24 protein-coding genes, 1 pseudogene and 1 CRISPR repeat array are annotated in these 26,790 nt (G+C 40.0%); of the genes and pseudogenes, 5 read left to right on the top strand and 20 right to left on the bottom strand.

Translation table 11 applies throughout. The features are described 5' to 3' along the window. Positions 1-520 precede the first annotated feature (520 nt). Positions 521-907 carry a hypothetical protein gene (locus VB654_RS06990; protein ID WP_323212916.1) on the bottom strand — a complete coding sequence of 129 codons (387 nt, stop codon included), beginning with the start codon at positions 905-907 and terminating at the stop codon, positions 521-523. Between the two features lie 150 nt (positions 908-1,057). Here VB654_RS06990 and hslO point away from each other — a divergent pair, with 150 nt between their 5' ends. Together hslO and VB654_RS07000 are read left to right on the top strand one after the other, a co-directional pair. Next, the gene (gene hslO, locus VB654_RS06995) at positions 1,058-1,963 is read left to right on the top strand and encodes an Hsp33 family molecular chaperone HslO (protein WP_323212917.1); all 906 of its coding nucleotides are present in this window, start codon (positions 1,058-1,060) and stop codon (positions 1,961-1,963) included. Between the two features lie 154 nt (positions 1,964-2,117). Continuing rightward, positions 2,118-4,160, top strand: a complete 2,043-nt coding sequence (locus tag VB654_RS07000) for a chromosome segregation ATPase (RefSeq protein WP_323212918.1) — start codon at positions 2,118-2,120, stop codon at positions 4,158-4,160. A gap of 311 nt (positions 4,161-4,471) precedes the next feature. Next, positions 4,472-6,166: a CRISPR direct-repeat array (repeat unit 37 nt; unit sequence GTTTCAATCCCTGATAGGGATTATTAGTAATTGGAAC). A gap of 253 nt (positions 6,167-6,419) precedes the next feature. On the opposite strand, the gene cas2 is transcribed toward VB654_RS07000, so the two are convergent. From cas2 to VB654_RS07070, 14 genes and pseudogenes are all read right to left on the bottom strand, one after another. Continuing rightward, positions 6,420-6,692 carry a CRISPR-associated endonuclease Cas2 gene (gene cas2, locus VB654_RS07005; RefSeq protein ID WP_323212919.1) on the bottom strand — a complete coding sequence of 91 codons (273 nt, stop codon included), beginning with the start codon at positions 6,690-6,692 and terminating at the stop codon, positions 6,420-6,422. A 13-nt stretch (positions 6,693-6,705) separates the two neighbouring features. Next, entirely contained in the window at positions 6,706-7,707 is a 1,002-nt protein-coding gene (gene cas1d, locus VB654_RS07010) for a type I-D CRISPR-associated endonuclease Cas1d (RefSeq protein WP_323212921.1), read from the bottom strand. Positions 7,708-8,029: 322 nt separating this feature from the next. Next, entirely contained in the window at positions 8,030-8,620 is a 591-nt protein-coding gene (cas4, locus tag VB654_RS07015; RefSeq protein ID WP_323212922.1) for a CRISPR-associated protein Cas4, read from the bottom strand. Between the two features lie 33 nt (positions 8,621-8,653). After that, positions 8,654-9,484: a CRISPR-associated endoribonuclease Cas6 gene (gene cas6, locus VB654_RS07020; RefSeq protein ID WP_323212924.1), complete on the bottom strand. Its 831-nt coding sequence runs from the start codon at positions 9,482-9,484 to the stop codon at positions 8,654-8,656. A 90-nt stretch (positions 9,485-9,574) separates the two neighbouring features. Further along, positions 9,575-10,259, bottom strand: a pseudogene (locus tag VB654_RS07025) (2OG-Fe(II) oxygenase). A gap of 149 nt (positions 10,260-10,408) precedes the next feature. Next, positions 10,409-11,116: a type I-D CRISPR-associated protein Cas5/Csc1 gene (cas5d, locus tag VB654_RS07030; RefSeq protein WP_323212926.1), complete on the bottom strand. Its 708-nt coding sequence runs from the start codon at positions 11,114-11,116 to the stop codon at positions 10,409-10,411. Positions 11,117-11,121: 5 nt separating this feature from the next. Next, entirely contained in the window at positions 11,122-12,132 is a 1,011-nt protein-coding gene (gene cas7d, locus VB654_RS07035) for a type I-D CRISPR-associated protein Cas7/Csc2 (RefSeq protein WP_323212928.1), read from the bottom strand. Between the two features lie 53 nt (positions 12,133-12,185). Further along, a complete protein-coding gene (gene cas10d / locus VB654_RS07040) occupies positions 12,186-15,515 on the bottom strand; it encodes a type I-D CRISPR-associated protein Cas10d/Csc3 (protein WP_323212930.1) in 3,330 nt (1,109 codons plus the stop codon). After that, positions 15,508-15,951 (bottom strand): type VII toxin-antitoxin system HepT family RNase toxin, encoded by a 444-nt coding sequence (gene hepT / locus VB654_RS07045; RefSeq protein WP_323212931.1) that lies wholly within the window; start codon positions 15,949-15,951, stop codon positions 15,508-15,510. Before hepT ends, cas10d begins: the two co-directional genes overlap by 8 nt. Further along, positions 15,948-16,400 carry a type VII toxin-antitoxin system MntA family adenylyltransferase antitoxin gene (gene mntA, locus VB654_RS07050; RefSeq protein ID WP_323212932.1) on the bottom strand — a complete coding sequence of 151 codons (453 nt, stop codon included), beginning with the start codon at positions 16,398-16,400 and terminating at the stop codon, positions 15,948-15,950. The genes hepT and mntA overlap by 4 nt, the downstream gene beginning before the upstream one ends. Before the next feature lie 63 nt (positions 16,401-16,463). After that, positions 16,464-16,793: a hypothetical protein gene (locus VB654_RS07055; RefSeq protein WP_323212933.1), complete on the bottom strand. Its 330-nt coding sequence runs from the start codon at positions 16,791-16,793 to the stop codon at positions 16,464-16,466. Positions 16,794-17,029: 236 nt separating this feature from the next. Next, entirely contained in the window at positions 17,030-19,207 is a 2,178-nt protein-coding gene (cas3, locus tag VB654_RS07060) for a type I-D CRISPR-associated helicase Cas3' (protein ID WP_323212935.1), read from the bottom strand. Then, positions 19,204-19,590 carry a DUF5615 family PIN-like protein gene (locus tag VB654_RS07065; protein ID WP_323212936.1) on the bottom strand — a complete coding sequence of 129 codons (387 nt, stop codon included), beginning with the start codon at positions 19,588-19,590 and terminating at the stop codon, positions 19,204-19,206. Before VB654_RS07065 ends, cas3 begins: the two co-directional genes overlap by 4 nt. A gap of 14 nt (positions 19,591-19,604) precedes the next feature. Continuing rightward, entirely contained in the window at positions 19,605-19,847 is a 243-nt protein-coding gene (locus VB654_RS07070; RefSeq protein ID WP_323212937.1) for a DUF433 domain-containing protein, read from the bottom strand. Between the two features lie 149 nt (positions 19,848-19,996). On the opposite strand from VB654_RS07070, the gene VB654_RS07075 reads away from it, so the two are divergent. Beyond that, complete coding sequence (locus tag VB654_RS07075) at positions 19,997-20,863, top strand: WYL domain-containing protein (RefSeq protein WP_323213095.1); 867 nt, start codon at positions 19,997-19,999, stop codon at positions 20,861-20,863. A gap of 32 nt (positions 20,864-20,895) precedes the next feature. On the opposite strand, the gene VB654_RS07080 is transcribed toward VB654_RS07075, so the two are convergent. From VB654_RS07080 to VB654_RS07095, 4 genes are all read right to left on the bottom strand, one after another. Then, positions 20,896-21,243 (bottom strand): DUF5615 family PIN-like protein, encoded by a 348-nt coding sequence (locus VB654_RS07080; protein ID WP_416235667.1) that lies wholly within the window; start codon positions 21,241-21,243, stop codon positions 20,896-20,898. A gap of 25 nt (positions 21,244-21,268) precedes the next feature. Continuing rightward, positions 21,269-21,586, bottom strand: coding sequence for a DUF433 domain-containing protein (locus VB654_RS07085; RefSeq protein ID WP_323212939.1), 318 nt, complete (start codon positions 21,584-21,586; stop codon positions 21,269-21,271). Between the two features lie 20 nt (positions 21,587-21,606). Next, positions 21,607-22,494 (bottom strand): fructosamine kinase family protein, encoded by an 888-nt coding sequence (locus tag VB654_RS07090; protein WP_323212940.1) that lies wholly within the window; start codon positions 22,492-22,494, stop codon positions 21,607-21,609. A gap of 183 nt (positions 22,495-22,677) precedes the next feature. Then, the gene (locus VB654_RS07095; RefSeq protein WP_323212941.1) at positions 22,678-23,952 is read right to left on the bottom strand and encodes a pitrilysin family protein; all 1,275 of its coding nucleotides are present in this window, start codon (positions 23,950-23,952) and stop codon (positions 22,678-22,680) included. Positions 23,953-24,104: 152 nt separating this feature from the next. Between VB654_RS07095 and crtD the strand changes: the two genes are divergently transcribed. Next, positions 24,105-25,628: a C-3',4' desaturase CrtD gene (gene crtD / locus VB654_RS07100; RefSeq protein ID WP_323212943.1), complete on the top strand. Its 1,524-nt coding sequence runs from the start codon at positions 24,105-24,107 to the stop codon at positions 25,626-25,628. Between the two features lie 265 nt (positions 25,629-25,893). Then, complete coding sequence (locus tag VB654_RS07105) at positions 25,894-26,262, top strand: Dethiobiotin synthetase (RefSeq protein ID WP_323212944.1); 369 nt, start codon at positions 25,894-25,896, stop codon at positions 26,260-26,262. A gap of 52 nt (positions 26,263-26,314) precedes the next feature. On the opposite strand, the gene VB654_RS07110 is transcribed toward VB654_RS07105, so the two are convergent. Beyond that, the coding region (locus VB654_RS07110) for a hypothetical protein (protein WP_323212945.1) at positions 26,315-26,790 on the bottom strand (476 nt) is incomplete at its 5' end.

Genomic DNA, 26,790 nt, shown 5'->3' on the forward strand with positions numbered 1-26,790 from the left:
TGTAAAGGTAACAAATGTTAAACCTGCGGAGATGGTTAATAATTTAAATCCTGGTGGGAATTTAAAATTTTTCATTATTATTTATGGACAGAATTAAAAATAGAGGCGTTTCATGAAACGTCTCTACAAGAATGTATCATAATTTTGTTTTTGCTTGGATTGAGTGATTATTTAACCTAATATTATTTAATATTTGATTGGTTGGGTTTATTTTTTCAGATCAATCAATGTTTAGGTACAGAATCAAAAAATAAGAAACCGGGTTTGATGAAAAAGGATGCACAATAAATAGACAAATTTTCCTAGACCATAGCTGGAAGTATTGTAAGTTCATTAATAAATAGAATTAATTCTCAATTATTTTCCAAAAATTGTAATTTCTAACTAGGTGAATCAAAAATCATTTGATCTTTGACTCACCTCAGAAAAAACTTTACCTTTAACTCTCTGCGCCTAACGTACTTCGTACTAGAGCCTACGGCACGCTCCGCTAATGCGTGAGAATAAAAAAAATATCTTTTTACCCTCGACTATTCTGCAAAAACTCCCGCAAACTCAACAAATTGAGGGTCTGACCTAAATTCAAAGGTAAAATTGAAATGCCTTCTAAGCGGGACTGTACCCAACCTTCTCCCCAATACCACTCATGAAAGCCATCAACGGCTCCACTGAGTAGCAAACGTAGACAATTGGGTTTTGCCACTTCTACTTGATGATGAATTGAAATTGGCCCAGACCAGGTTGTAAACTGAAGTCCAGTATGCAGTTCTTCTGGCATTCCTGGGGCGAAACTTTCCCCTACAAGCCATTTGGCTACATTTTCGGGTTTTTGCACACTATCACGAATCGCACTTGCGGAGGCGGTGATTTCTATTCGTAGTTGACTTTGTTGAAAGTTACCTAGCATTTTTTAATAATTGTTTAAACGTCAGGACTGACTTTTAGTGCGTTGTAGTTCTAGTATTGCAAATACAATGACCAATCACAGTGTCGTTTTTCTGCTAGATGAGAATTTAGAATAGAAAATGTAGACTTGTTAAGAAATGTAAGGTTTTTCATGGCTGACCAATTAATTCGTGCCACAGCTGCCGACGGTGGAATTCGTGCCGTGGGTGTGATTACTAATCGTTTAACAGAAGAAGCAAGGCAACGTCATAAACTTTCTTATGTGGCAACCGCAGCCTTGGGGCGGAGTATGGCGGCGGGTTTATTAATGGCTTCTAGCATGAAGCGGCCTGGTTCTAGGGTTAATGTCCGAGTCAAGGGTGATGGGCCTCTGGGGGGTATCTTGGTGGATGCTGGCTTGGATGGAACAGTCCGGGGCTATGTCGCTAACCCTTCTGTAGAATTGCCTCCTAATGAAAAAGGTAAGCTTGATGTTGGTGGTGCTGTTGGTAATGGCTATCTCTACGTAGTGCGAGATATCGGTTATGGTTATCCTTACTCTAGTACAGTAGAACTAGTATCGGGGGAAATAGGCGAAGATGTGGCTCATTACTTAGTTAGCTCTGAACAAACGCCTTCAGCTTTAGTTTTAGGGGTGTTTGTAGGGGCAAGTGGTGTCACGGCTGCGGGAGGTTTGCTGGTGCAAGTTTTACCAAAAGCTGCCAGAGATGAAGCTCTAGTGGAAACACTGCAATCACGGGTAGCTGGTTTGTCTGGATTTACACCATTACTGCAAGCTGGTAAGACGTTGCCAGAAATTTTGAACGATTTACTCGGAGACATGGGTCTGTCAATATTTCCCGAACGTCAAATGTTGCGCTTCCATTGTGGTTGCTCTTTTGACCGTGTGTTAGGGGCGTTAAAAATCCTGGGAGAAGAGGAATTGCAAGACATGATTATTAAAGATAATGGTGCTGAGGCAATTTGTGAGTTTTGCGGTGAAATTTATCAGGCAAATAGTCATCACTTGGCGCAGCTAATTGTGGATTTGCAAACGGAATCTTCAGTTTCGGGTTAAAGTATAGATTAATACTAAAAGCTGATAAAATTCATGCTATCTGTGGTCAGAAGATATTTAATCAAGTAGCTTTTACATGACGAGAAAGTTACTATGGCATCATCGGAATTATCAGCTTAGAACAGATCGCTATTCAACTATTTTGGTGTGAGAGATGACAGAGCGGGATATTCCTGAAAGTTGGCCCCCATCCAGAGCAGGAGAGCCAGATGATATGAAAAGATTATCCCGAACGCCACAATTCGGTGAAACTCAAGGATTTGGTGTCTCGGCTACTGGTTCTACCTCTAAGTTCGTGAAGCAGCAAAAACAAGACACTTCGGAATTACCTTTAAATAATCAGTCAGCAGAAACTAGTTTACCTAGTAAAAAGTATTGGAAATCGCCACGCTGGATGAAAAGCTGGGTTGTGTGGGCGTTAATGCTCACATTTATTCCTGGAAGTGTGGGATTTGTGGCGATGGCAATGCTGCTGAAGCTACCAAATGCCCCCAATTGCCCAGCAATTTCCCGACCTTTTGTCAGCGCTGCGGTGAAGTTACATTGCGCTCAGATATCAGCTTCTAAGCAGAATGTGAATGATTTACTGCAAGCGATCGCTATAGTGAGTAAGATATCAGACGATCACCCATTGCGAACAGAAATTGATCGTTACTTAAAAGAATGGTCGCAGGATATTTTGCGGTTAGCAGACCAGAATTTTCAAGCTGGAGATTTAGAGGAAGCGATCGCAACTGCGCGTAAAATACCTAAAGAACTGCCACCTTACCAATTGGTAGAGGAACAAATCACTAAATGGGAGACAATTTGGTCTCAGGCAGAAGGTATATATCAGAATGCTGAAGAAGAATTAAAGGAACGGCGTTGGCAATCAGCGTTTATGCTATCGGCTAGATTGCTGCGTGTAGATAATGAATACTGGTCAAGTATTAAGTATGATCAATTAAATAACTTGATCAACTCAGCACGGGAAGATGGTGATAAGTTAGCAAATGCTGAACGTTTAGCAAATAGCAAAGTAGTAAATAATTTACTAGAAGCGATTAAAATCTCTGAGTCGATTACATCAGAAAGCTACCTTTATGAAAAAGCACAGGACTTGATTCCTGAAATTGGCCGAAAAATGCTGGATTTGGCCCAGGCAAGTTTGGATAAGCGGGATGCAAATACAGCTCTAGATATTGCCAGACAAATTCCAAATAATGCGCGATTACAGGCAGAAGTAGAAGACTTTATGGTTTTAACTGATGCCCAAAAAAGTGCATGGATTGGTACGGTATATGGTTTAGAAACAGCTATTTTTCAAGCGCAACAAGTTGATGTTTCCAGGCCAATTTATGGTGAGGCACAGCAATTGATTGCTCGTTGGCAACTGGAAATTGAGGATGTGGCGCGTTTAGAAAAAGCCCGGTCACTTGCTAGTCAAGGTACTATCGAGTATTTAACCGCAGCGATTAGTGAAGTCCAGATGATTTCTTCTAATAACCCCCGCGCCTCTGAAGCTAGGAAAGAAATCAACCGTTGGCGTAACCAAGTAGAGACTATTGAAGATAGGCCGACATTGGAACGGGCGCAACAATTGGCATGGTTGAATGATATGAATTCTTTGCAGGCAGCAATATCTGAAGCTCAACAAATCCGCCGGGGTAGGGCTTTGTATTCTGAGGCACAAAGAAAAATTCGTACATGGACGGCGACTGTTCAGCGAATGCAAGATCAGCCATATTTAGATCAAGCTAGAATGCTGGCGCAAAGTGGCGATTTTGTGGGGGCGATTAATACTATTCAGCCAATTGTATCATCTGGGCGATCGCTTGCTGGTGAGGCGAGGAGGGCTATAGATGATTGGCAAGGGCAAATCCGCGCTAGAGAAAATTGGAGTAGAGCTACGCAGGTGGCTACTGCTAGTACACCAGAAGCTTTGTCTCAGGCTATAGGATTGGCTGATAGGGTTCCGAGAAATAGCACTTTGCGGATGGATGCGAATATTGCTATTAACCAATGGAGTCAGCAATTATTAGATATTGCCCGTTCTCAGGGTAGTGTTAATATTCCTCGTGCTATTGAAACTGCTAAGTTGATTCCACCCAGTAGTTCTGTTTACAGTACGGCGCAACAGCAGATTCAAAATTGGCAGTATGTTCTCAATCCTGAACCTGAAGTTTTTGAGCCTATTCTCCCGATTGTTGAGCAGTAATTTTTAATAAAACTTAATCAACCTTGTGCAAATGTGATTTTTTGTGGGAGGTTGATTTTGTTTTAAGAGTTAGTTTCGCGCATTAGCGAAGTGAAGTTCAAAGTTAGGCCAATACGGTTCGGTTAAGCAGAAATCCCAATTTTTATAATGCCAAAAGGTCGATTATTACATTCCACTTTTGAAAATAATGTCAATTATTAACCTTATCCGAACCGTATTGAAAGTTAGGTGCAAAGTTGAGAGGGCGATTAGAAATCGCGGCTACACAAACGAAGTCCGCCTGCGCGGACTCTAGAAACTGAAAATTTATTGTTTCAATCCCTGATAGGGATTATTAGTAATTGGAACTATGTTTTCTGGAGATTTTCCAGAACTTAGTCTGTTTCAATCCCTGATAGGGATTATTAGTAATTGGAACCTAGTACCCTTTTGAGAGATAAGTAACATTCTTAAGTGTTTCAATCCCTGATAGGGATTATTAGTAATTGGAACTTAATTTTTAATATGCTATGATACGTATGCCATAAGTTTCAATCCCTGATAGGGATTATTAGTAATTGGAACAATTTGGAATTAGTGAAGATACAAACAACATCCCAGGTTTCAATCCCTGATAGGGATTATTAGTAATTGGAACTTTACTTAAGTCTTTATCGGCGATCGCACAAGAAAGTTTCAATCCCTGATAGGGATTATTAGTAATTGGAACGCATAATAGAGTCTGCAAGAATATCTACAGACATCGCAGTTTCAATCCCTGATAGGGATTATTAGTAATTGGAACATACAGTTTATTTCAATTTGTATAGGATTTCCCAGAGGTTTCAATCCCTGATAGGGATTATTAGTAATTGGAACTTTTTTATGGAAAATTTTAGAGTGATAAAAAGCTGTTTCAATCCCTGATAGGGATTATTAGTAATTGGAACGCGGTTGTACATACTATATATCTCTTCAGATGTGTTTCAATCCCTGATAGGGATTATTAGTAATTGGAACTTGTTCATCATCTGAAACGTTATCAGGAACAATAACGTTTCAATCCCTGATAGGGATTATTAGTAATTGGAACAGCCAACAGCTACCAATAGAATTCTTAATTTCAGCCGTTTCAATCCCTGATAGGGATTATTAGTAATTGGAACTTATCACACTTAATGTATAATGTTGACATAGATATGTTTCAATCCCTGATAGGGATTATTAGTAATTGGAACAATCCGCTTTCCAAGATTGGGTGTGGGCGGATGAGGTTTCAATCCCTGATAGGGATTATTAGTAATTGGAACTCCTCTCAAAACAGGATTGCGTAGCCAAGCCCGTAGTTTCAATCCCTGATAGGGATTATTAGTAATTGGAACCGGTATCTCCTTCTTTGGGTGCAATTACTCTAAAGGTTTCAATCCCTGATAGGGATTATTAGTAATTGGAACGAATCTGATTATGGAAAGTATTCTTTTTCGGACTCGTTTCAATCCCTGATAGGGATTATTAGTAATTGGAACGCAAATAAAAAGCGTCGCTCAATTATCACAGAGCGTTTCAATCCCTGATAGGGATTATTAGTAATTGGAACAAAAGCACGACGGTTTTGGGGAATTAATAGAAACTGTTTCAATCCCTGATAGGGATTATTAGTAATTGGAACTGTGAGGATTGAATAATGCCAAATGCAACTATTACGTTTCAATCCCTGATAGGGATTATTAGTAATTGGAACAAGATCCTTCAAAAGCCGATGCTCCGCCAGTCTTTGTTTCAATCCCTGATAGGGATTATTAGTAATTGGAACCATCCCCACACTAAGCGACGACGATTGGGGCGAAGTTTCAATCCCTGATAGGGATTATTAGTAATTGGAACAGAGTTAGCCGGGGCAACGATGCCCCTTTTTAAGTTTCAATCCCTGATAGGGATTATTAGTAATTGGAACAAGCTGAAGCTGAGGTAAAGTTTAAAGCTGCTTTTCGTTTCAATCCCTGATAGGGATTATTAGTAATTGGAACGCCCGCAGTTGAAAGCGTTGATATATTTGGTTTTCAAGGTTCTGTTCCGTCAATCCAAAACAAAGATAGCTTTTCAGCGATTGGGTTGTCAAGAGGGACAGTTTAAAAATAGCTCAAAAGCTTTGATAGCAAGGATTTGGGAGTTTGCGTCAACTTCTATTTAGGTATGAGAGGGTTCAAAACCAGATGAGGTAAGGATTTCAGGTGTAAATTTTTCAATGTTCAAAAAAACACCTACTAGTTAACGCAAAACTCAAGCAAAAAATATTGTAGTGTCCCTTGGCATATCACCACCGATGCGCTCGACTTTTCCCTGACAGCAAGCGCAGAGGAAATAAAAGCGGATGTTGTCTTCTTTGGGTTTGATGATTTTAGACAAGCGCGATCGCAGTTTAGCATACTGAGTCTGAGTTAAGTCGCACTCAAATACAGAATACTGCATCCACTGTCCGTAAGATTTCAGAATTTTATGAATTTTGGTGCGGCGCTTGTCTTCTGAGATATCGTAGGAAATTACTACAAACATGGGGTCTAGGGGGTTACTTCATGACTAATGGGGGATACTTGTCAATTTCTCCCAGGAGATATTTAGCGAGGAAACGTCCTTGAATCTCAAAGGTTTCTTGATAGGTATATTGTTTCTGCATGACTGGATGCTTAAATTTACTCAGCTTCTTTTCTTGATATAGCTTGAGAAAATTATGCAATCCTTCTTTTGTGAGTGAAACAGCACCACTGACTGGTTCGGTAACAAAGTCTTTTGGTGCTAACATCCGGCGATTAATTGCAGCTAAAACTACAGCATCTACTATTAATGGTCGAAATTCTTCCATTAAATCTAGTGCTAATGAAGGTCTGCCATATCGTTCTGTGTGCAGGTATCCTAAATAGGGGTCAAAACCAACTATATTTAAAGCGCCTTGGATATCGTGACGCAGTAGGGAATAACCTAAACTCAAAAGCGAGTTAACTGGGTCTGTGGGTGGGCGACGGTTGCGGGTTGAAAAGCTAAAGTTATCTACCCGAATTAGTTGATTAAAACAACCAAAATATGCTGCACTCCCAGCACCTTCATAACCTCTGATGGAATTAATGGTTTTGGCTTGATCTAGGGAGGCGATCGCATGAGATAATTGAGTAATTCCAGAATTCACATCTAAGTCATAACGGCGTTGTGCTAGTAATAAAGATTGACGATAATTTTTGAGTTTTCCTCTGACAAAACCTTGAGTTACATGGACTGCTTTTGCTGATTCTCCGGCGGCTTTCCATTGGGCGTTACGCACAAAGATATTCTTGCCCATATCTGGTTCTAAGCTAGCGAGAAATTTTCCATTAAAGTTGAGATAAGTAATGGGAATTTTTCTGATCATTAGTTCGGAAATAGCCGCAGGTGAAATATTCGCTCTCCCCATGATGACTACGCCATCAACTTTAATTAGAGGTACATCTAAAATTGTCTTTTTCTCGGCTTTGATATTCAGACTTTCGTCAACTTTACCAATATAGGCATCTTCTTGTGTGACGTAAACTGTTCCCATGATTTCCTCCAAAATTTAATAAAATTGTCTCAAACCCCTCAGACTGAAAGTTTGGGGCTAGAAATACAAAGATGTAAGAAGCTCGTAGTAAGGGCTTCAGCCCTTCTTTTTTGGCTGTATTGACTGTGTTAATGTTTAATTACAGGAGATGGAGAGGACTAAAGTCCTCACTACGAACTTGATGAGTGAAAGGAGATATACCAAATAAATCGCTATCGTTAGAAAAATGATGGAGAGGACTAAAGTCCTCACTACGAACTTGATGAGTGAAAGGACTAAAGTCCTCTCTTCGAGACGCTACGCGAACACTACGAACTTTAAGTTAATTGGCTTCCTGATAGTTTCTTAATTTGTCAGATGCTTTGGGCAAACATTGGGAATACAGGCTACAACCTTTGCAACGTTTACTGTAAGATGGTGGTGGCATTGTGCCTGTTTCAAGTAAATTTGTCACGGCTGCAATGGTAGCGATCGCACTGTCTCTAAGTTCTTGATTAATCTCAACTAATTGTCGTTGATGAGAATGAGCATAATAGATATATCCGATGTTGATAGTTTGCCCTGTCATTTCTTCTAAACATAATGCTTGGGCGCAAACTTGCAACTCGTCGTTATCCCATTCACCTTTACGTCCCCGTTTGTATTCTATGGGATAATATTCACCTGAAACTACTTCGATTAAGTCAGATTTGCCGATGAGTTTATATTTTTCTGATTTCAGGTAAATCGCTCGAATTTGCCAAGTATCTTCTCTGTTAATATCGCCTGTGGTGTGAACCCGGTCATGTAAAGCTGTACCTTCAATTGTGTATTGATTATCCGTAAATTCGCCAGCACAAAACATCCGCCAGCAACGATGAGAACAATAGGCGTATTGGTTCAACGCTGCTATCTGAATATATTCGTAATTCATAATTCGTAGTTCGTAGTTCGTAATTCGTGTTTTTTAATGGTATGAACGTCGGATCATTCCCATACCCATTGGTGTTTTTCTGCCGACACCTGCATATAAAGCAAACTCGGCTAAAGCGTTAATTTGTTTAATTTGTATGGGTTCAATTTCACCTAAAATGCGATAATTAACTTCTCCAATAATGCCAATAAATTTGCTGCGGGAGTCTGCTAATATTTCGGTGCGAATATTAATAAAGGAGGGAAATATTGATTCAATAGCAATTTCCTCAAATTCGATTCCACTATATTTATTCCACCGGGAAAGCAGGGAATTAAAAACACATTCTCTGGTGGGGAGGGTGGTGTCAAATTTTCCTTGGCGGAAGGCGGTAGGTGTGGAGAAAGTCAAGTCAATGGTGCGATCGCTTTCACTGGCTTGCTCGTATAATTGAGTGTAACTAGTGGCATTTGCCCAGGGTTGGGTAGATTGGGGTGTGCCTTGAATGCTGGTAATATACAAGTCAGCAGGGCCAAGATGCCAAGGATGATTAGGGTTAAGATTCAGCCATAGTTGGGTAAGTTGGCTAAAGAGTGTGTCATCTAAGAGAGAAACGCGCCACCAACAAGGGGTTCCGGCGGAGATGGGTTGTTGATGTGAGTGTTGTAATTTAGATATTCCCCTAGTTCTCTGAGACGGGAAATTAGTTTGCAGGGGTGAGAGTGTGAAGGCTTTATCTGCGGTAGAATCATGTAGGCGATCGCCTAATGAACGATCTACGGAACTAACAAGGGTCAAAAATAGTGCGTGCAGATGTCTCCCGGTGAGAAACTGGGAAGGGATAGACGATTGCGGAAGTAGGTTGAGAACTAAACTATGAGGCATATTTTTAATAATTCGTAATTCGTAATGCTCCCTTTGGGAGAGCTTCGCTAACGTAATTCGTAATTGGGTTTGGATTTAAAGGTCAAAAATTTATTTGCGTTTTTTGGTTGTGGGCTGAACAATTCTTGACTCTACAGTAAATTCTGGTATTTCTGCGAGTTCGTCTGCACTTAAATTATACTGTTCACAAACCAAACTTAAGCGATTTCCCGGTGTTTTTACGGCGTTGACAGAGTGAGTTAAATCACCTTGAAAGTAAAGTAAAGTGTTTGCTTGGGGTTTAATTTGTCCCAGTTGGCGTTTATGCGACTTCAGTACCAGTTCTCCTCCTTCCATATTTTCAGGTAAGCGCACATAAAGAACGCTAACAACTGCTGGCGGTTCCACAGTTTTGCAGTAAGAACGCAACGAGCGGTCAATGTGGGGGTCTACACGGGAACCTTCTTTTAGTTGTAACGGATTGGGATTAGACGCAGAGGTATGGGAGGAAGGGTTAAGGGTCTACACGGGAACCTTCTTTTAGTTGTAACGGATTGAGGTAAAATGCATTACAACCCGGTTGCAGAGCCAAGTCAAGGTATAGTTTGAAATAGGGAAACTTTTGTTCTACAGTGGAAATGTGCGATCGCCTAAACACTACAGAAAATCCCTTAGTCCCGACAAAATCGCGGTTGAGATTATTGATAGCAAAATACCGACAAGCTTGAATTTCTCCCCATAAATTATTCAAATATTCGCTGGGGAAAGCGTTTGGTTGTTGTTGAAAGTGTTTCACGGTGAAGATAGAAAGCGATAGAAGAATAATATACAGCCTAGTGAGGTATTGAATAAAATAGGAACCACAACTGATAAATCATCTATGTTTACCTGTGTTCATCTGTGGTTCCATTTTCCTAACACTAACCTTTGCAACCAGCCGAATTATTAACTCCCAAAACGGTATTCCATCCGAGCCGGAAGCTTGAGTTCTGAGATACCCTCAAACTGATAGTATTCACCGCGCATTTGCACATTTTGAATCAGACTAACAGGAGGCATATTTACCACATCATAGCTAATAACTTGATGCGTAAACATCACATCTAAAGGATTTAAAGGATATTTACAAGTAAATACACCTGAAAAAGTTTTAGATTTACGTAACTCTGCAACTGTCACCTCAGCCTTACTCATCCATTTACCCAAGCGAATCCACTTTGGTAATGTAATTGGTTTTTGAGAAATTACAAAAAACTCAAATTGACTTTCTGGCGCAATTTCCTTTGCTCTCCCAAAACTAGGAATATTCTTCTGTGTTTTCTCCATTTCAACGTGGTAGTTATTGTTAGCATACTTCCAGGTATTGAGAACGGCTGAATGTTTAATCGAACGAGCCGGAGTAATGTAAATACCCTGTTGATTCAGTGGTGTTAAATGCTCCTCATATTTTGGCACTTGTTCAGGGCAAAAATAGCGATAGGAATGTTCTTCAGCCACCGTAGTAGAGTAGATTTTGCTATCAACTAAACCCAGTGCATAACAAAGAGCGTAATTATGAATTATCGGCTCGGTTTCGTAGAGTCTCCCAATTTCACGAGTAGCAAAATAGAGGCTATCGTGTAGTTCTAATTGACATCGATAGATTATAGCCATAGCTGTTACTTAGTTTTAGCAGCAGTTTTCTTTTTGCTAATATGTTTACTGGCGTAATTTTTAGCTTCTGCATCAGCTTTTTCTAAAATTGCCTTAATTCCTGTTTCTTCACCCACGAGGCTTTTAACTTCATGCAGCAGAGGTGAAAAAGCATCACCAATGAAATCAGTATGCACAATAAACTCATCAGCCATTAAAGCCTCAATTGCACTTTTAGCAGCAGTAATTACATCATCTTCATCTAAAGGTTCAGGAGGATTAATTGTATTTTGCGCTTTCATTTGATCATATATTGCTTGAGTCCAACGGAGATTGCTGGTAATTTCTCCATCTGCAAATACAACACCAATCAACTCATTTCTCACACGACCTGTACGGGTAGTTTGCGCTCCATAGTGGCGCGTTCTGAGAATATTATTAAAAACGTAAAGAAAACTAGCTTCAGTGGGATCTTTGAGGGTAACAATACTAGGGAAGAAAACTTGTGGACTAATATGATCTTGCTGATTAATTCGACTGGTAACTTCACCCGGTTTAGAACCATTTTCCCCCTTAGAAGCCATTGTACCATTTTCGTAGGGAGCGTTAAGAGTAAACGTTTCGTGTGATTGATCAAAAGCTGTAATTGAAAATGCGGTATCTACTACAACCTTAGATTTTTCTGAACCAGAATCACCAATAGCGAAACCGTAAATTATGCAATCAGGATTATCCATTGCAAAACTAACGTTATATTCGCATTCTTCCGCAGTCATCAAGCCATAGTTACGCAGTAATTCTCGACCAACTAAACGCTCTGGTGTAGATTGTTTGCGCTTAAACATTGACAAACGGCTAATTGTGGTTTTATCTTTTACTCCGGCTCGTACTCTGGCTTTATTTAATTCTCCATCTGTTTGAAAGAGAGGATAAGATTCAGTGATGCGGACAGTGAGGAAATGGACATATTTACCCATTGGTTTATAGGGTATTTCAGATTGAAAGAATTTAGATTCAACAGTTTTGAGAAATGACATAATTAGTCTCCAAAGAATGACGTTTTATTGGTGTACGAAAAGACCAGATTTATCTATTCCGTTTCTACAAGTTTTTCTGCGTTTTCTTTGTCATCTTCAAGGCGATAAAGAAATTCACAGGTATCTCGAATTAAGTTAAGTTGACGACCTGCTAAACGGGCGCGATCGCCTGCGAAAGATTTCTCAAATACCTCCTGTACAAAATATGTAGCAAATTCTAAAACAGCTTGCCGTTCTTCCTCGCGTTTACTCATTACCCAACGTCCTTCAGCAGTAGAGGAATGAACGCGATCCATGAGTTTAAAGACTTCTGCCGCCACAGCCGCTACTAATGTTTCTCCTTGAAAAACACTTGATTCAGCTTTAAGAATAGTTTCAGCAGCGATATCTATGGGTTTTAAAACAGCATTAGACTTGGGATTATAACGCTTATTAGCTCTGTAAAATCTGCGGTATAAGTCTGTTAATTTTTTCGGATGATTCAGGCTTGACGCTTCTCCCACAATTAATTGCTCCATATTTTTGTCATATTTAACACAAGGGTCAAAACAAGGGTAAAAATGATAGACATAAAGCCTAATTTTCTCAATGCGTGCCGTTTCTACTCCTTGGTTACGCACCCAACGATTGAGATAAGCAAAAACATACAAAGAACTGGTTTCAAAATCCTTTGCTAGTTCTGTAAATCTCCCCCAATTGGCATCGTAACCAGTTTTACCTTGTCTAGCATTCACATCTAAATGAATAGCATAAGCGGCTGTAAGCACATTTAACGGTGCAGGGTATTGAATACCGTTTTCTTGCCAACCTTCCAGAATGTAGTCAAGACGAAATCTGTCTTTTCTCACCAAAGCACGGAAAGCATGAGGCGCACTATCTAAGAAAACGCTTTCCTCAAATTCCGAACCATCATTAAAAGGTGGAATTGGCGACTCAGAAACCACCGTTTTCACATCTAAAATCATCGGGAAAGCAAAGGCTAACCAAGTTGGCATTACCCAAGATTCTGTATCTGTGCTATCTCTTCCTGGTGGCAACGCCATGAAGTAAAATGTTAAAGGCTGGTCTTCAGGATAAGAAAGTTTAAATGTGCGGTCTTTGTCAGCCTGGAGATTTTCGTCAATTAAGAAACTATCAACACTTTGGTAATTTTCTCTAGCTAAATTGGCTTGTAAATCCTTACTAATAAAATGATTGCGAACGCTGGTATCAAAGCGAGTTTGAGCAATGCCGTTGTAAGCTTTCTGCAAAAACTTATTAGTTTCTGGTGTGAAGTAATACGTCGGGTAAAAATAGAGATAGCGATATTTACCATCCTCAAATCGTTTCCCAACTGCTTGAGTTTGATTCATCAATATTTGCCTCAGCATCATCTCCACACCAGCAATACTAGAGATGTTACGCTTGGCGTTAGAACCTCCTAACATTTGCTTATTTGTATAAACTTGCGGCGTAAATAAAACTGCTGATTCCATTTGCTCAGTCACAGTGTAAGCTGAGTGAGAAATTGAGCAAATAAGTTGCCGTCCTCGTCCTGGTTTTTTGGCAGCATTATAGTTATTTAACTCCTCTAAAAATGTCTGAACTTGAGTTTCATTTGATAATTCTTGATTTGTATTTGGTAACATGACAACGCGATTTACCCACACCTTTAAATCCTCCCAGCCATCAGGTAATTTATACTGAGAAATAATTGGAGAAATCAAAGTTGCTAAGTAATCTATGACTTGCTGACAAGTTTCGCGGACATTTTCAATCCCAGGATGACGTTCGAGATATTTAGCCGCCAAATAATACCATTCATAAGGTACGCCGCCAGTATTTCCTTTTAACTTATTTTCTTTGAGACTTTCATTAATGCGTTGAATTTCTCGAATGCAGGGTAAATATTCTGCTAAATTCCAAAACTCTGCAACCTTCTGAGTTAAATATAAATCTGTAACTGCTGGCAGTTTTTTATCTTTCTTCCGAGCAACATCAATGCGCTTAACTGTTTCTTCCCAAATCTTCCGACTGATTAAATCACCAAATTCGGCTATTTGGTCGATGCGGATATCATCTGCAAATTCAAAGTCATAATCAGGAGATAAAACATTTTTTTGCTGAAATTTAATCAGATTTTCACTTCTACTTTTAGCAACAGAAGGTTTGTTAGGATTCAATATACGTAATGTAGCATCTAAAGCTACTCGCATTAAACCTAAATCATCAAAAAATAAATTGTAATATTCGGCATATTTCATGCCTTTACCATCTCTACCAAACCCTGTTTGTCTGAGGCGCAATTGACCTGCACAAAGTGATTTAATACTATCAACTACACGGTCTGATAAGTCTGCTTGTGCAATGAGTGGCGCATTACGCAAAGCTAGATAAATTACACCTGTTGGCAGATATAACAAAGGTTCATAGTAGATATTTTCATCAGTGTTAAGACTGGTATGAGCTTTAATTAAAGCATTATTCACCACATTAGTTAAAACACCTCTATTCTCAGCAATGCTGTGATAGGTAAATTTCAACTGTCCATCACTCAGATTATGGATAATTTCTTGGAGTCTGGTATTTTCTGCATCTTGAGGATGTTTAACAATTGAGGCGAGGGAATCAGCCAAACAAGTTAAATCAGATAGACTGCGAAGGGTGCGGTCTTTAAGCACTGGATTTAAGCCAAATTCGGAAAAATTCCAGTTAGTATCCCAGCGTCGTTGAGCATTATAAGCCATGCACAATAAATCATCTAAATACTCTCGATAAGCTTCTGAGTTATCGGGATTGATAAACTTATCAAGTCCTAACTGGCGAACTTTTTGATCAATAATTTGGCGATGTTCTGCTAACGGTAACTTGCGACAGTCTTCTGGTGCATCAGGAAACTTTTCAAAATCATGTAAAATAAATCCAGCAATTACTAAACGGCGTTCTCTTTCTTTCACCACTCGCCGCACTGTGGTATTGAGTTTTTCTAAACGCTTTTCAATTAAGTTAGCAGGAAATAAACCGTTGAGTAAGTGAGTATTTAGCGATTGGTCAGCCGCATTATCTCGCCTAACTTTAGTTTTACCTTCTGCTTCTCGCTGTTGGTCGATTTCATCAAAGAATTTACCTCCTTTAGCGGTGACACCAATGGCTATCTTGAGCAAATTTGGTAAAACATACTCGGCAAAATCTGCCATTACTTGATCATCAGGGTTTTCCGCCTGAATAGCTTCTCGTAATAGTTTGAGTGTGAGTAATTCGCCTTCAGTTTCAATAGTACGGTCTGAAGAATCACCATCAAAGCCAAAGTCTTGATTTAAGAAATCATCTTCTAAGTCTTCAGTATTATTTTCAAATAAAGATAGTTGTTGGTTTTCTTCGCTGGGGTTTGTTTTTTTATTCATTATCTACATCCAATGAAATTAAATAAGTATTTATTTCTCGCACGTAAAGCGGATATTGTCTTAATGCGAAACTAATTGATTTAAAAACTTCTTTTGGATCTATATCGTCATATTCATGCACTAGGCGATTCCTTAATCCTGCTGATGGTGCTAATTGTGCTGCTAATTCAGTTGAAATGACAGCATATTTACCAAGTTCAATAAAAGCCTTAAAGTTAGTTGGCGATTTTCCAGGATTTAGCTTTGACAATATATGGTCATTGATATCTATCGCTGCTTGAGTCATTAATTGTAGAAGTCTTTCAATAATTAGTTGAGTATCAAAGTTATTTACATAATCATCCCAACTAATCGCCTCGAATCTTTTCAAATTCTCCAGGTAACGAACAATAAATTCTAATCGAGTTGTAATAATTACAGTATCTATATTTTTCATACACCCCATCTTGCTAGAAACTGTTCAATGTTTTTGCGTTTAGTATGTTCAATTTTTTTTATGTCTGAATTACTCAGTAATACTTTTTGTTTAAAATTTTCAAATTCTTTCACCTCATCCTCATACAAAACCTGACCATCACGAGCAACAAAATGTGCTATTAATTCGGAACAATAATTAAGTTGTACAATATCAATATGATCAGCATTTATTTTCAATACTTCACCAATCAGCATAGGTAATTCAAACAAACGGCCAATATTATTTTTGGTGTAAGTCTGACGCTGTTCTTCATCACACAAAACAGCAAAATCCCAGTCACTATTTGTGTGTGTGTTACCAGTGGCTCTAGAACCAAACAGGACTAACATTTTTAAATAAGGGACTTTTTCTGGAAATTGTAAGGCTAAGTCTTTAAGTTCTGCAATTGTTGGGGTATTACTTTGCATTTGATTATTCTCCAGTTTTGTGAATAGATTAATCACAGACATTTTCTGGTTAGTGAAGTGTTTTTAAGAATTACAGTAGGCATCTCCATCTAGAGAATAAGGATTTGGAAGACTTTCTAACTCCTGGTATTTATCCGAAAGATGCTCACAATTACGAGTTCTCCATATCAATGTATCTATTGACTCTGTATTCTCCTGAGTTTTAGCCTCAAGATTTTTACATTGCTTCTCTATGTAGTCAATTTTTGTACATATTCTTTCCAACGTGTCGATGTCGAGTATGGAATTGTCCTGTTTTGGTGCATTCACATCACTGTGCGAACGGATAGATAGCGATATGCTGACGTTAACTACCAGAGTGATTTGATTCGATTCGGTGTTTTGGCTAACCATAGTGTGTTATCTTGCGAGGACTAATCACATGATAAAGCAATTAGTTAGTCATGACTACTCAAAAATTTCCACAAAGATTTTTGAGTATTTATACTTAAAGAACTAATTTTCTCCCTCTACCCTGGTATAGTATGAATGGGAGGGTAAGCCACCTACTCTAAATCTTGAGTAATAATACCTATTAGGGATTGAAATATGACCTACTATTTGCGGTCTAAAACCCTCCCACAAAATTTTCAAACAACCCATATCTCATCTCCTGTGCTTTTAAAGGTATATGCAAGGGTATCTAGCAGCAGTGCAGAGTGACCAAAGGCGATCGCATACGGCGCACTAACATCATGAAAGCTATACTGATCACTAATGGGATAAATCTGAAAGTGCATCGGTAGCCGTAGCCGCATCCGTACTTCAGATACAGGACGGCGAATTACATAACAAACCAAACCTTCCTTCTTCAGTCGTTTGTTAATTGCACCAATCCATTGATTGTCAGGTTGCCAAATTTCCACGCCAGTTAAAACCTGAACTTTCCAAGCGTCAGCTATTGGCTGTAAGTCTCCAGAATATGTAAATTTCCAGTTCAGCCGTTCCTCTCGGTAGGAACGCAACTTCATAAATGCTAGACAATGAGCAAATCTACCTTTGGCTATGGGTTGTCCGGTGCGTTGTGCGGTTTCTTTAAGTGTCCGTACAAATCCCGCCTCTGTCCACATTTCAATTTCTAAATTGCCCAAAATGCCCGGTAAATCGTAGGTTTTAAACCTGTCTGCTTCGTTTTCTTCGGTTAAATCGTATAAACCACATTGCAAAGGACTGGAACCGCGAAAACTAGCCGCATCGTCAGCAATGGGATTTCCTGATTTACCTGACAGTGCTTTCCAGTCTTTCGCCCATCCGTTAATACGTCCGGCTATGGACTTCAGCTTGCTTCCAAAGACTTCCTCACAGGCTTTTTGAAACTGTTCTCGGCTTTGGGCATACTGTTGTTTAATGGTGCGATCGCTCAATCTATAATACAGCCAAAATGATTGTACAGTTCCCCAACGGCGATAATAACCGCGAAAATCATTTATTTGTCGATAATTTTCACTAATTGTATTATGAAAACATGGTCGCTCATAAATACAATTTACCTCTAATGGTGGTGAATCTACCTGAAATAAACGTTCTACTAAAAAGTTAGGCACAAGGGCAAAAGCTGTGAAATTTTCAAACTTAATTATTTGACCATTTTTCTCATAACCTTGATGTCTACCCAATCGCCCCAAACGTTGAATAAAGTTACCTGCATCTGATGACTCAAAAATAAGAAAATTGATTTTAAAATCAACTCCCACATCAATTGTGCTAGTACCGATAACTAAATCAGCCATCAGACTTCGCTCTTTTATGCTTTTTCCCGAAAGTCCTGTATTTTCGCCTACTGTTAATCCAAATTGCTTGAATATTTCTTGAAAAAATACAGTTAAGCGTTTGACTGCTGCAATTGAGTTGAGAATAATAGCTCCTTTACTACCTGGATACTGTTGAAATTGAGCCAAAATTAAATCACTGTTTTCTTTTAGCCAACTTTCTGAAGCTTTAAAAGAAGGTTCCAAAGGAATAAAATTCAATGAAATTGTTCGCGCTACCTGCCGCCAACCCTGTATTTGCAGTTGATGTCCTTGTTCTGGTGTTTCGGGAAATTGATATTTATTTTGGGCAATAGGATTGATAACTTGACAACGAAATCCCGCCTGTTCTAAGCTGCCAATTAAATTTGGATCTGGTGTAGCTGAGATGAACAGGAATTTTTTGCGGCGATTTGTACAACGAATTAACAACATTGTGTTAATTACACTGGCAATTTGGGGAGCAGCAAAAACGTGAAATTCATCGAAAATAAATAAGTCAAAATCTTTATCAATTCTACCCCATAATTTATCTGGACTATCGCCATGAATTATATAAGCCCCTCGATGCAAGTAGTGGAAAATATCAGGGTTAGTGAGTAATGCTTCTCTTTGGCTAGTGAGGGTAGAAATTGCTGCTCCTTTTTTCAATCCTTCATTTTCGGCATAATTTTCTAAATCAGCACCACTTAATCTAACTACACGTGGCTCATCTTCTGGCTGAAATTGCTCAATATATCCTCTTATTTGCGTTTCTTGGTCGCGGGCGAGTTCATTAGTTGGGTAAAGTCCAATGGCGGAGAATTGACCTTGGAAAACTTCTAAATATGCAGCCAAGCTTTTCCCATCGCCTGTCATAGCTGTGTTGAAGACTACTTCAATATTTGGATCGCGTAGTGCTTCTAAGGTAGCTAATTGATGCCAAGAAAGCGACCAATTTTTAGGTAATTTTACGCCGTCAGGTGTGGGGACGGTTTGCGAATAAACAGGCTTGAGTGTAATTTTGTAATTTTCCGTCATTTATCTGTTCTCTCCATTCCAATATCCTGATATTCCTGAATATTTCCTAGTCGAATTATCCATAATTTACCTATCACATCTGCTGCTTCTAGTCCAGCAATTAGAGTTTCTGTAACTGCACGATAATCTTCAAAGTTAGGGCGGGCTGGTAAACAAATAACTATTATTCCTGTATAGTTGGAAGGCTGATATTTAAGACGATTGCCAAATCCTCTATCTATAGTTACTAAACATCTCCCTTCGCTATGACAAATATCAATTAATTGTTCATCAGGAGTGGAAATTAAGCCTGGTTCTCGTACAGTTGCAACATCGTGTCCTGCAAGACGTAGTAATGTCACTACTCGCAGACTACCAAGATTTTCATCAAGTTTAATATTCATTTTTTTGTTTCCTTTTACAGCCCAATCGGAATTTCTACATAGTTATCTCTTGTCATCTCCGCAGCGTAGGCAATACAAGCTAAAATATCCTCTCTTTCTAAACCGGGATATTCTTCTAAAATGGTTTCAATTGTTTCTCCACTTGCAAGCAAGTCCAGGATTAAAGAAACCCATATACGATGACCTTTAATACAAGGTTTACCGAAACAAATATTGGGGTCAATGGAAATTCGAGATAGTAAATTGTGCTTAGTCATTGAAACTTCTCCAAATTTGTGATGATTCTTTTCAATGATTCCTGTTCTCCAATAAACTTAAATAGTGTCCGTAACTGGTTGTTACTTCTTATATTGCCATGCAAAATAAAGATTGGCAAGATATATCCATACAAAGTGTCCGTATAAATATGAGTCGAAAAGGTCAGTCTATAACTCTCTCTATTTCAGAACGCGATAAGGCGGAATTAGAAGCGATCGCACTACAATTTGGTATGATGTGGGGCGATCGCCCGAATATCTCGAAACTGGTAGAAGCGATCGCTCAAAGAAAGCTGCTCATCGGTAATAATAATGATTGGACAGAAGCCCGTATTAGAGCATTACACCGATGTATTGGTGCATTAACTGACATTGGACAAATAGAACAAGCCCAAATTATTGCTAACTTGCTTCTCGAACGCAGCGAACTATCAATCCCACTACGAACGGAAATCCAAGGTTTCCTAGAAAATCTCCCCCCACCTTGGCGCTTACAAATAGATAACTACATCCGGCGACAGCAACCTTTTCAACTTTCCTATCAAGATCCAGCAGGGCGTGTATTTAATTTTACCGTCCGTTATGCTCAGATTGCACCCCACGAAAAGCGGCAATATCTTGATTGTTGGTGTGAAGAGACAGAAGGAAGCTTTGATATCCCCGAACTCATTCACAACTGGAGTTTGCGTTTAGACAGAATTACAGATGCGGCGGTGATTTCTATTCCTGGTCAGTGGCGTAATCACTTAGATGAGATAGAAGTAGAAATGCACATATTTGGTAACTTAGCCTTTGCCTATAAAGCGAAACCAGAAGACAAAATCAATGAATGGCTACCAGATAAACCCAAAGCGCGGCGAGTTATTAGGCGTGTATCCAGTACCTTTTGGTTTAGCCGTGAGGTGATGCAGTATGCGCCAGACTGTGTAGTGATTATGCCAGAAAATGTGCGCGATCGCCTAAAACAAAAACTACTCACTTTATGCCAGTTATACGATATCGAAACCGAATCTTAACTTTTGTAAAGTGGGCATTTTGCCTACTTTCGTTAATATTCCTGAACCACAAAAACTTGCTGGCTAGATTTGGGCTGATTCTGCTTTTTCACACGCATCAAACGGTTTCTCATTTCCTTGATCTGTTGCAGATAAGTATGCAGAATTTGAATTTGTCCTTTGTAATCTCTATCGGTTTTACAGATAATCATCTCTGAGTGAGAAATACCGCTACGGTGTAAAGCTATGAAGTCTTCTCGGTTCAGAGTAATCACAACTCGCTGCTGTTCGGTAGCAAAGGCGAGAACTTCTGCATCAGAAATACCTTGATTAGCTTGTCCGGCTTCTTGGGAGGTGAGAACATCATAACCATACTGGCGGAGTTCTAAGACCATATCCATTGGCAAATTCTCATTAGAATAGAACTTAATCATTATTAATACTATTCACCACATCATTTAATTCTGCTTCATGTTGTGTGTAATATGTCCATACTGCATTTAAATCATCTTGAGTCAGATGGGGATAGTTACGCAATAATTCTGCATCATCGGCTCCTTGCTGACGAAACGTCATTAATGTCCATACTGGAATGCGGGTGTTGCGAATGCGTGGTTGTCCACCGCAAACACCTGGAGTTAGTTGAATTGCCATACTATTGAGGCGTTCTTGCAGTAAAAGACGTTCCTCCAGAGTCAGTGAGGTAATGATTTGCAGCAGTGAATCGACTAATCGTGTGTTCATGGGTTTCTGCAATCCTCTACTTATCGTAAAATCTGGTCAATCATGCGGTTGGCTTGAGAAGCATAACCACCGCCAAATAAATTAAAGTGATTGAGAATGTGATACAGGTTATAGAGGGTTTTTCTATCTCCATAACCTGCATCTAAAGGAAACACCTCGTTATAGCCTTGGTAAAAATCGGCTGAAAAACCACCAAATAATTCTGTCATAGCGATATCAACTTCTCTATCACCAAAATAGGTTGCTGGATCAAATATTACTGGTTCGCCTGACACTGTAAACCCAGCATTTCCACCCCATAAATCACCGTGTACTAAGGATGGTTGCACTTGATGATTTGCCAATAATTCCGGAATAGCTGCGAGTAATTTATCTTGTTTGGGAAAACTCCCACCCCGTCGCCTAGCTAACTGAAATTGATAATTCAAGCGATGTTGAGTATAAAATTCTGCCCAGTCTGTTATCCAGGTATTGATTTGGGGTGTGGAACCAATTGTATTATTAATTTGCCATCCAAAACCTTTGCTGTTAGTGGCTTTGTGCATCGCTGCTAACTTGCGTCCCATTTCTTGAGAAGATTTGCTGTTACGGTTACTGAGCGTAGTCGAAGTACCTCCTCCCATTTCTAGCCATTCCAAAACTATATAGCTAGAGTTTCCAGCAGTACCCCAGCAAATCGGTTTGGGTACAAGAATGGTATTTGTCGCCAGCATTTCCTTTAAACCCAGCGTCTCAGCTTCAAACATGGCAACCTGAGAGGCTTGATTGAGCTTGACAAAGTAAGTCAAGTCACCATCAGAAACAGCATAACCTTGATTAATACAGCCACCACTCACACTGCGCTTGTGCTGAGTTTGAAATTTTTCGCCAGTTGCTTGGCTAATATGGGTATCAATTTCAGTCCACATAATTTCAGTTACCAGTTAACAGTTAGAGACTTTCAAGAAATCAACTATCCAAATAAACAAACCACAGAGACACAGAGGACACAGAGTTATGAGAGTTTGAGAAATTTTTTGCGTTAGGTGATTGAGTATTTTTTTATTTGGAAGTCCCTTAACATTATTTAAGCACTGATAACTGATAACTGTTCACTGATGTGGTTTCAATACGACTACACCATAAGCATCTGGGGAAAGATACTGTTTTGCGGCTTGCATTAAGTCAGTTGCATCCTGGGATTGAATATGATCTGGGTAATTAAAGGCAGGTTCTAAATCTCCGATCATAGATTGATAATAACCGTATAAACCAGCGCGATCGCTTGGGGTTTCATTGGCAAATATAAACTTGTTGGCTACCCGTCGCCGGATGCGAGCAATTTCTGATTCTGAGACTAACTCTGTATGTAGTGTCCGGATATGTTGAGCGATCGCCTCTTCCACAGCCTGTAAATTTTCTACTGCACATTTAGCAGAAATATAAAACGTCCCTTGTAACTGATTGGTCATATTACTCACACCAATGGAAGTCACCAGTCCCCGTTCTTCCCGCAAATCCCGCACCAGTCTAGAAGTCCGTCCATGTGCCAAAACTCCCGCCAAAACATCCAAACCATAAATATCATTTAACTGTCCCAACCCTGGAACCCGCCACACCATGACTAAACGTGCTTGCTGAAGACTTTCATCAATAAATTCCCGCCGCACAACTTCTGTAAATGCAGGTTCAGGATTAACCCCTAACCGTTGACTGTTAACTATTAACTGTTCACTATGAAATCCCTCCGCCACAGTTGCAATTAACTCTTCCACAGGTAAATTACCCACAGCTACAGCCGTAATTGACTGGGGTTGATACCAAGTCCGATGAAAATCCCGCATTTGCTGGGCTTTAAGTTGAGAAATTACCGCTTCTGGCCCCAACACTGGACGGCGATAGGGTAACTGTTCAAAAGCCGTCTCCATTGACCTTCTAAACGTCCTGCGGCGGGGATTATCCTCAGAACGGCGAATTTCTTCCAAAACTACCAAACGTTCCCGTTCAAAGGCATCATCAGGGATGAGAGCGTTACATACGACATCTATTTGCAATGGAGCAAGGGCGGCAAAATCTTTGGGAGCAGTAGTTATATAGTATTGAGTATAATCTTGGCTCGTAGCAGCATTAGTCACAGCACCTCGCTCTTCAATTTGACGTTCAAATTCACCGCTTGCTAAACGCTCAGTTCCTTTAAAAATCATGTGTTCTAAAAAATGAGCCATGCCATTAATAGCATCAGATTCAACAGCCGAGCCAACTTTAATCCACAAGCTGAGATTCACCGCTTCCACTGGCATTTGTTCTGCAACTATAGTCAAGCCATTCGGCAATTTATGCACCGTGGGGGCATTGATCCGAGGAAATTTTAGCAGGGCTGGGGTCATGGGTAGTGGGGAGTGAATAGCTTTGTTATTCCTTTATCTTATCTAGCAATTCAAATCAGCATCTTCAGGTTGTGAATATTACACGGCTTTTTTTTTGGCAGATGTCGTAAAATTATGAGTAGTAATATTAAAATTTGTAAAGATAAAGTTCAATGTCTAATATTTCTACTCACAAAACTAAATCCCGTGTTGCTGTCATCGGTGCAGGTATAGGCGGACTGACTGCGGCAGCATTATTAGCCCATCGGGGTTACAGCGTCTTAGTCTTAGACCAAGCCCTGGTTCCGGGGGGTTGTGCTTCCACATTTCAACGGCGCGGATTTACCTTTGATGTGGGGGCGACTCAGGTAGCTGGATTAGAACCTGGGGGAATCCATCACCGGATTTTCTCAGAATTAGGGATAGATTTACCAGCAGCGACACCTTGCGACCCGGCTTGTGCTGTGTATTTACCTGGGGAAAGTACACCGATTAATGTTTGGCGTGACCAAAACAAATGGCGAGAGGAACGCCAAAAACAATTTCCTGGGAGTGAACCGTTTTGGCAGATGATGGCGGTGTTATTTGAGGCTAGTTGGCAATTCCAAGGACGTGATCCGGTTTTACCACCCCGGAGTTTATGGGATTTATGGCAACTAACTCAAGCGGTACGCCCTAGTACATTAATTACCGTCCCTTATACATTATTTACTGTGGGGGATGCTTTAAGGTTTTACGGACTGGGTAACGACCATCGTCTAAGAACGTTTTTGGATTTGCAATTAAAGCTATATTCTCAAGTTGATACCGAGGAAACCGCTTTAGTTTATGCAGCTACGGCGTTGAGTGTCTCCCAATTACCCCAAGGATTATTTCACCTCCAGGGTAGTATGCAGGTACTAAGCGATCGCCTAGTGGAATCCTTAGAACGAGATGGTGGTAAGTTATTAATGCGCCACACTGTGGAACAAATCACGGTGGAAAATAACCAAGCTACGGCTGTAGTGATTAGAAATCAGAAAACAGGGGAAATCTGCACAGAAATTGTAGACCATGTAGTTGCTAATGTTACCGTACAGAACTTAGTGCAACTATTAGGAGAAAAAGCCCCATCTGGGTATAAAAATCGGGTGAAAAAATTGCCTCAAGCGTCGGGTGCGTTTGTGGTGTATTTAGGGGTAGATATCAGCGCCATTCCCCCAGATTGTCCTCCCCACTTACAATTTTTCTATGATGTTGATGGACCGATTGGGGAAAATAATTCTTTGTTTGTTTCCGTCAGTCATCCCGGAGATGGACGCGCCCCAGAGGGGAAAGCGACAATTATCGCTTCATCCTTTGTTGATCCTGCACCGTGGTGGGAAACGAATAATTATCAAGGACTTAAACAGAAGTATACAGAAGATGCGATCGCCCGTCTTTCCCAATATTTCTACCTCAAACCAGAAACCATCATTCATCAAGAAGCCGCCACACCCCGGAGTTTTGCTCATTACACAGCACGCGATCGCGGTATAGTTGGCGGTATAGGTCAAAGAATACCCACCTTTGGCCCCTTTGGATTTGCCAATCGCACACCCATCAACCATTTATGGTTAGTCGGTGACTCCACTCATCCCGGAGAAGGTACAGCTGGAGTCAGTTACTCCGCCCTGACAGTTGTCAGACAAATTGAGGCGAAATCTCAGCATAATTAATTGACCGTGATTTAGAACCCTTGTAGAGACGTTCCATAGAATTTCTCTAGATTCTTTGTCACCGGATGTTTAACAAACCCTAAGTCAATCAGCAAAAAAAGTTCCCATAGATAAATATACATAAACGATCTGTGTTCATCTGCGTGCATCTGTGGTTTAATCTCAAAAATATTGACTCTGGCAAAATATCTAGTAAAATCATATCCTCATAGTAATTTGTCTGTAGGTACTCTTGCTGTGATATCAACTAAGATAAGCTGGATAAATGAATTACGAAACAGCTCGCCAACTCCTCATAGCCCAGACACTAACAACTGATGAATACCCAGATGCTTTATTAATGCGGATGAAGCTAGGAAAACCACCAGTACCCGGTCAGATCACCTCGATTTTATTGGCGTTGAAAGTGGTTTTTGAAGCCATGAAAGATGCACCCACTCTCGACCGAGAATTAGCCTTTGCCCTTTATCAGTTGGGTGTCAAGGCGCAACAAATATTTGTCGCCGGGCGCAAAGCTGGAATTGATTGGCCACCTCTGCTGAAAGAAGACTTACTGAGAATTTCTCTCACAACAGAAAGTATCTTTTCTGGTGTCTGGCAAACCCCATCTCCTGTAGGATTAGGGGGTTTATAGAGGCGAATTGCAGCAGGTTGGGTTCAGCCGAACCCACAGCAAACGCCAACTATTAGCGATTTCGCAATTCAGATTCCAATTTATCGAGGTCAGCTTTAAGCAAAACAGTCATTTGACCTGTGAAAGCTTTGCCTCCTGGGGGCTGGGCAATTTCCAACCAATAAACAAAGCGATCGCCTACACGTAATTCTCCCTGTAAAGCCTCCCTGATAGGCGTTCTAGCCATTCGAGCCGAGTTAATTGCACTCTGGTTAGGATACTCATATACTACTTGAGCGCGATTAAAATCTTGATAGATATCTAAGCCATAAATTACCCGTAAAGATTCCTGGAGACGTTGAAAACTTATACCGTTAATGGCATCATACATAGTCAGGCGTTCGCTACGAATCCGACTACGGTCTTGGGTCATTGTCACCCTACCAGGAGGTAACACTGAGGCTTGAAAAGTGAATCGCTGGGCTGCTGTATCACTTTTTTGGATAAATAAACGTTCTCCCGGTCTAGGGCGGAGTGTTGGATGTGCTG

The sequence above is a fragment of the Nodularia sp. UHCC 0506 genome (genome assembly GCF_034931045.1).
Lineage (GTDB): Bacteria > Cyanobacteriota > Cyanobacteriia > Cyanobacteriales > Nostocaceae > Nodularia.

Coding starts and splice junctions, on each gene's coding strand:
- cas2 (WP_323212919.1), bottom strand. CDS start 6,692: ATGTTTGTAGTAATTTCCTACGATATCTCAGAAGACAAGCGCCGCACC.
- cas5d (WP_323212926.1), bottom strand. CDS start 11,116: ATGGCTATAATCTATCGATGTCAATTAGAACTACACGATAGCCTCTAT.
- VB654_RS07085 (WP_323212939.1), bottom strand. CDS start 21,586: ATGAACACACGATTAGTCGATTCACTGCTGCAAATCATTACCTCACTG.
- VB654_RS07090 (WP_323212940.1), bottom strand. CDS start 22,494: ATGTGGACTGAAATTGATACCCATATTAGCCAAGCAACTGGCGAAAAA.
- VB654_RS07065 (WP_323212936.1), bottom strand. CDS start 19,590: ATGAATATTAAACTTGATGAAAATCTTGGTAGTCTGCGAGTAGTGACA.
- VB654_RS07055 (WP_323212933.1), bottom strand. CDS start 16,793: ATGGTTAGCCAAAACACCGAATCGAATCAAATCACTCTGGTAGTTAAC.
- cas7d (WP_323212928.1), bottom strand. CDS start 12,132: ATGTCATTTCTCAAAACTGTTGAATCTAAATTCTTTCAATCTGAAATA.
- cas6 (WP_323212924.1), bottom strand. CDS start 9,484: ATGCCTCATAGTTTAGTTCTCAACCTACTTCCGCAATCGTCTATCCCT.
- VB654_RS07000 (WP_323212918.1), top strand. CDS start 2,118: ATGACAGAGCGGGATATTCCTGAAAGTTGGCCCCCATCCAGAGCAGGA.
- hslO (WP_323212917.1), top strand. CDS start 1,058: ATGGCTGACCAATTAATTCGTGCCACAGCTGCCGACGGTGGAATTCGT.
- cas3 (WP_323212935.1), bottom strand. CDS start 19,207: ATGACGGAAAATTACAAAATTACACTCAAGCCTGTTTATTCGCAAACC.
- cas10d (WP_323212930.1), bottom strand. CDS start 15,515: ATGAATAAAAAAACAAACCCCAGCGAAGAAAACCAACAACTATCTTTA.
- VB654_RS07075 (WP_323213095.1), top strand. CDS start 19,997: ATGAGTCGAAAAGGTCAGTCTATAACTCTCTCTATTTCAGAACGCGAT.
- crtD (WP_323212943.1), top strand. CDS start 24,105: ATGTCTAATATTTCTACTCACAAAACTAAATCCCGTGTTGCTGTCATC.
- VB654_RS07070 (WP_323212937.1), bottom strand. CDS start 19,847: ATGACTAAGCACAATTTACTATCTCGAATTTCCATTGACCCCAATATT.
- VB654_RS07095 (WP_323212941.1), bottom strand. CDS start 23,952: ATGACCCCAGCCCTGCTAAAATTTCCTCGGATCAATGCCCCCACGGTG.
- hepT (WP_323212931.1), bottom strand. CDS start 15,951: ATGAAAAATATAGATACTGTAATTATTACAACTCGATTAGAATTTATT.
- VB654_RS06990 (WP_323212916.1), bottom strand. CDS start 907: ATGCTAGGTAACTTTCAACAAAGTCAACTACGAATAGAAATCACCGCC.
- cas1d (WP_323212921.1), bottom strand. CDS start 7,707: ATGGGAACAGTTTACGTCACACAAGAAGATGCCTATATTGGTAAAGTT.
- mntA (WP_323212932.1), bottom strand. CDS start 16,400: ATGCAAAGTAATACCCCAACAATTGCAGAACTTAAAGACTTAGCCTTA.
- VB654_RS07105 (WP_323212944.1), top strand. CDS start 25,894: ATGAATTACGAAACAGCTCGCCAACTCCTCATAGCCCAGACACTAACA.
- cas4 (WP_323212922.1), bottom strand. CDS start 8,620: ATGAATTACGAATATATTCAGATAGCAGCGTTGAACCAATACGCCTAT.
- VB654_RS07080 (WP_416235667.1), bottom strand. CDS start 21,243: ATGGATATGGTCTTAGAACTCCGCCAGTATGGTTATGATGTTCTCACC.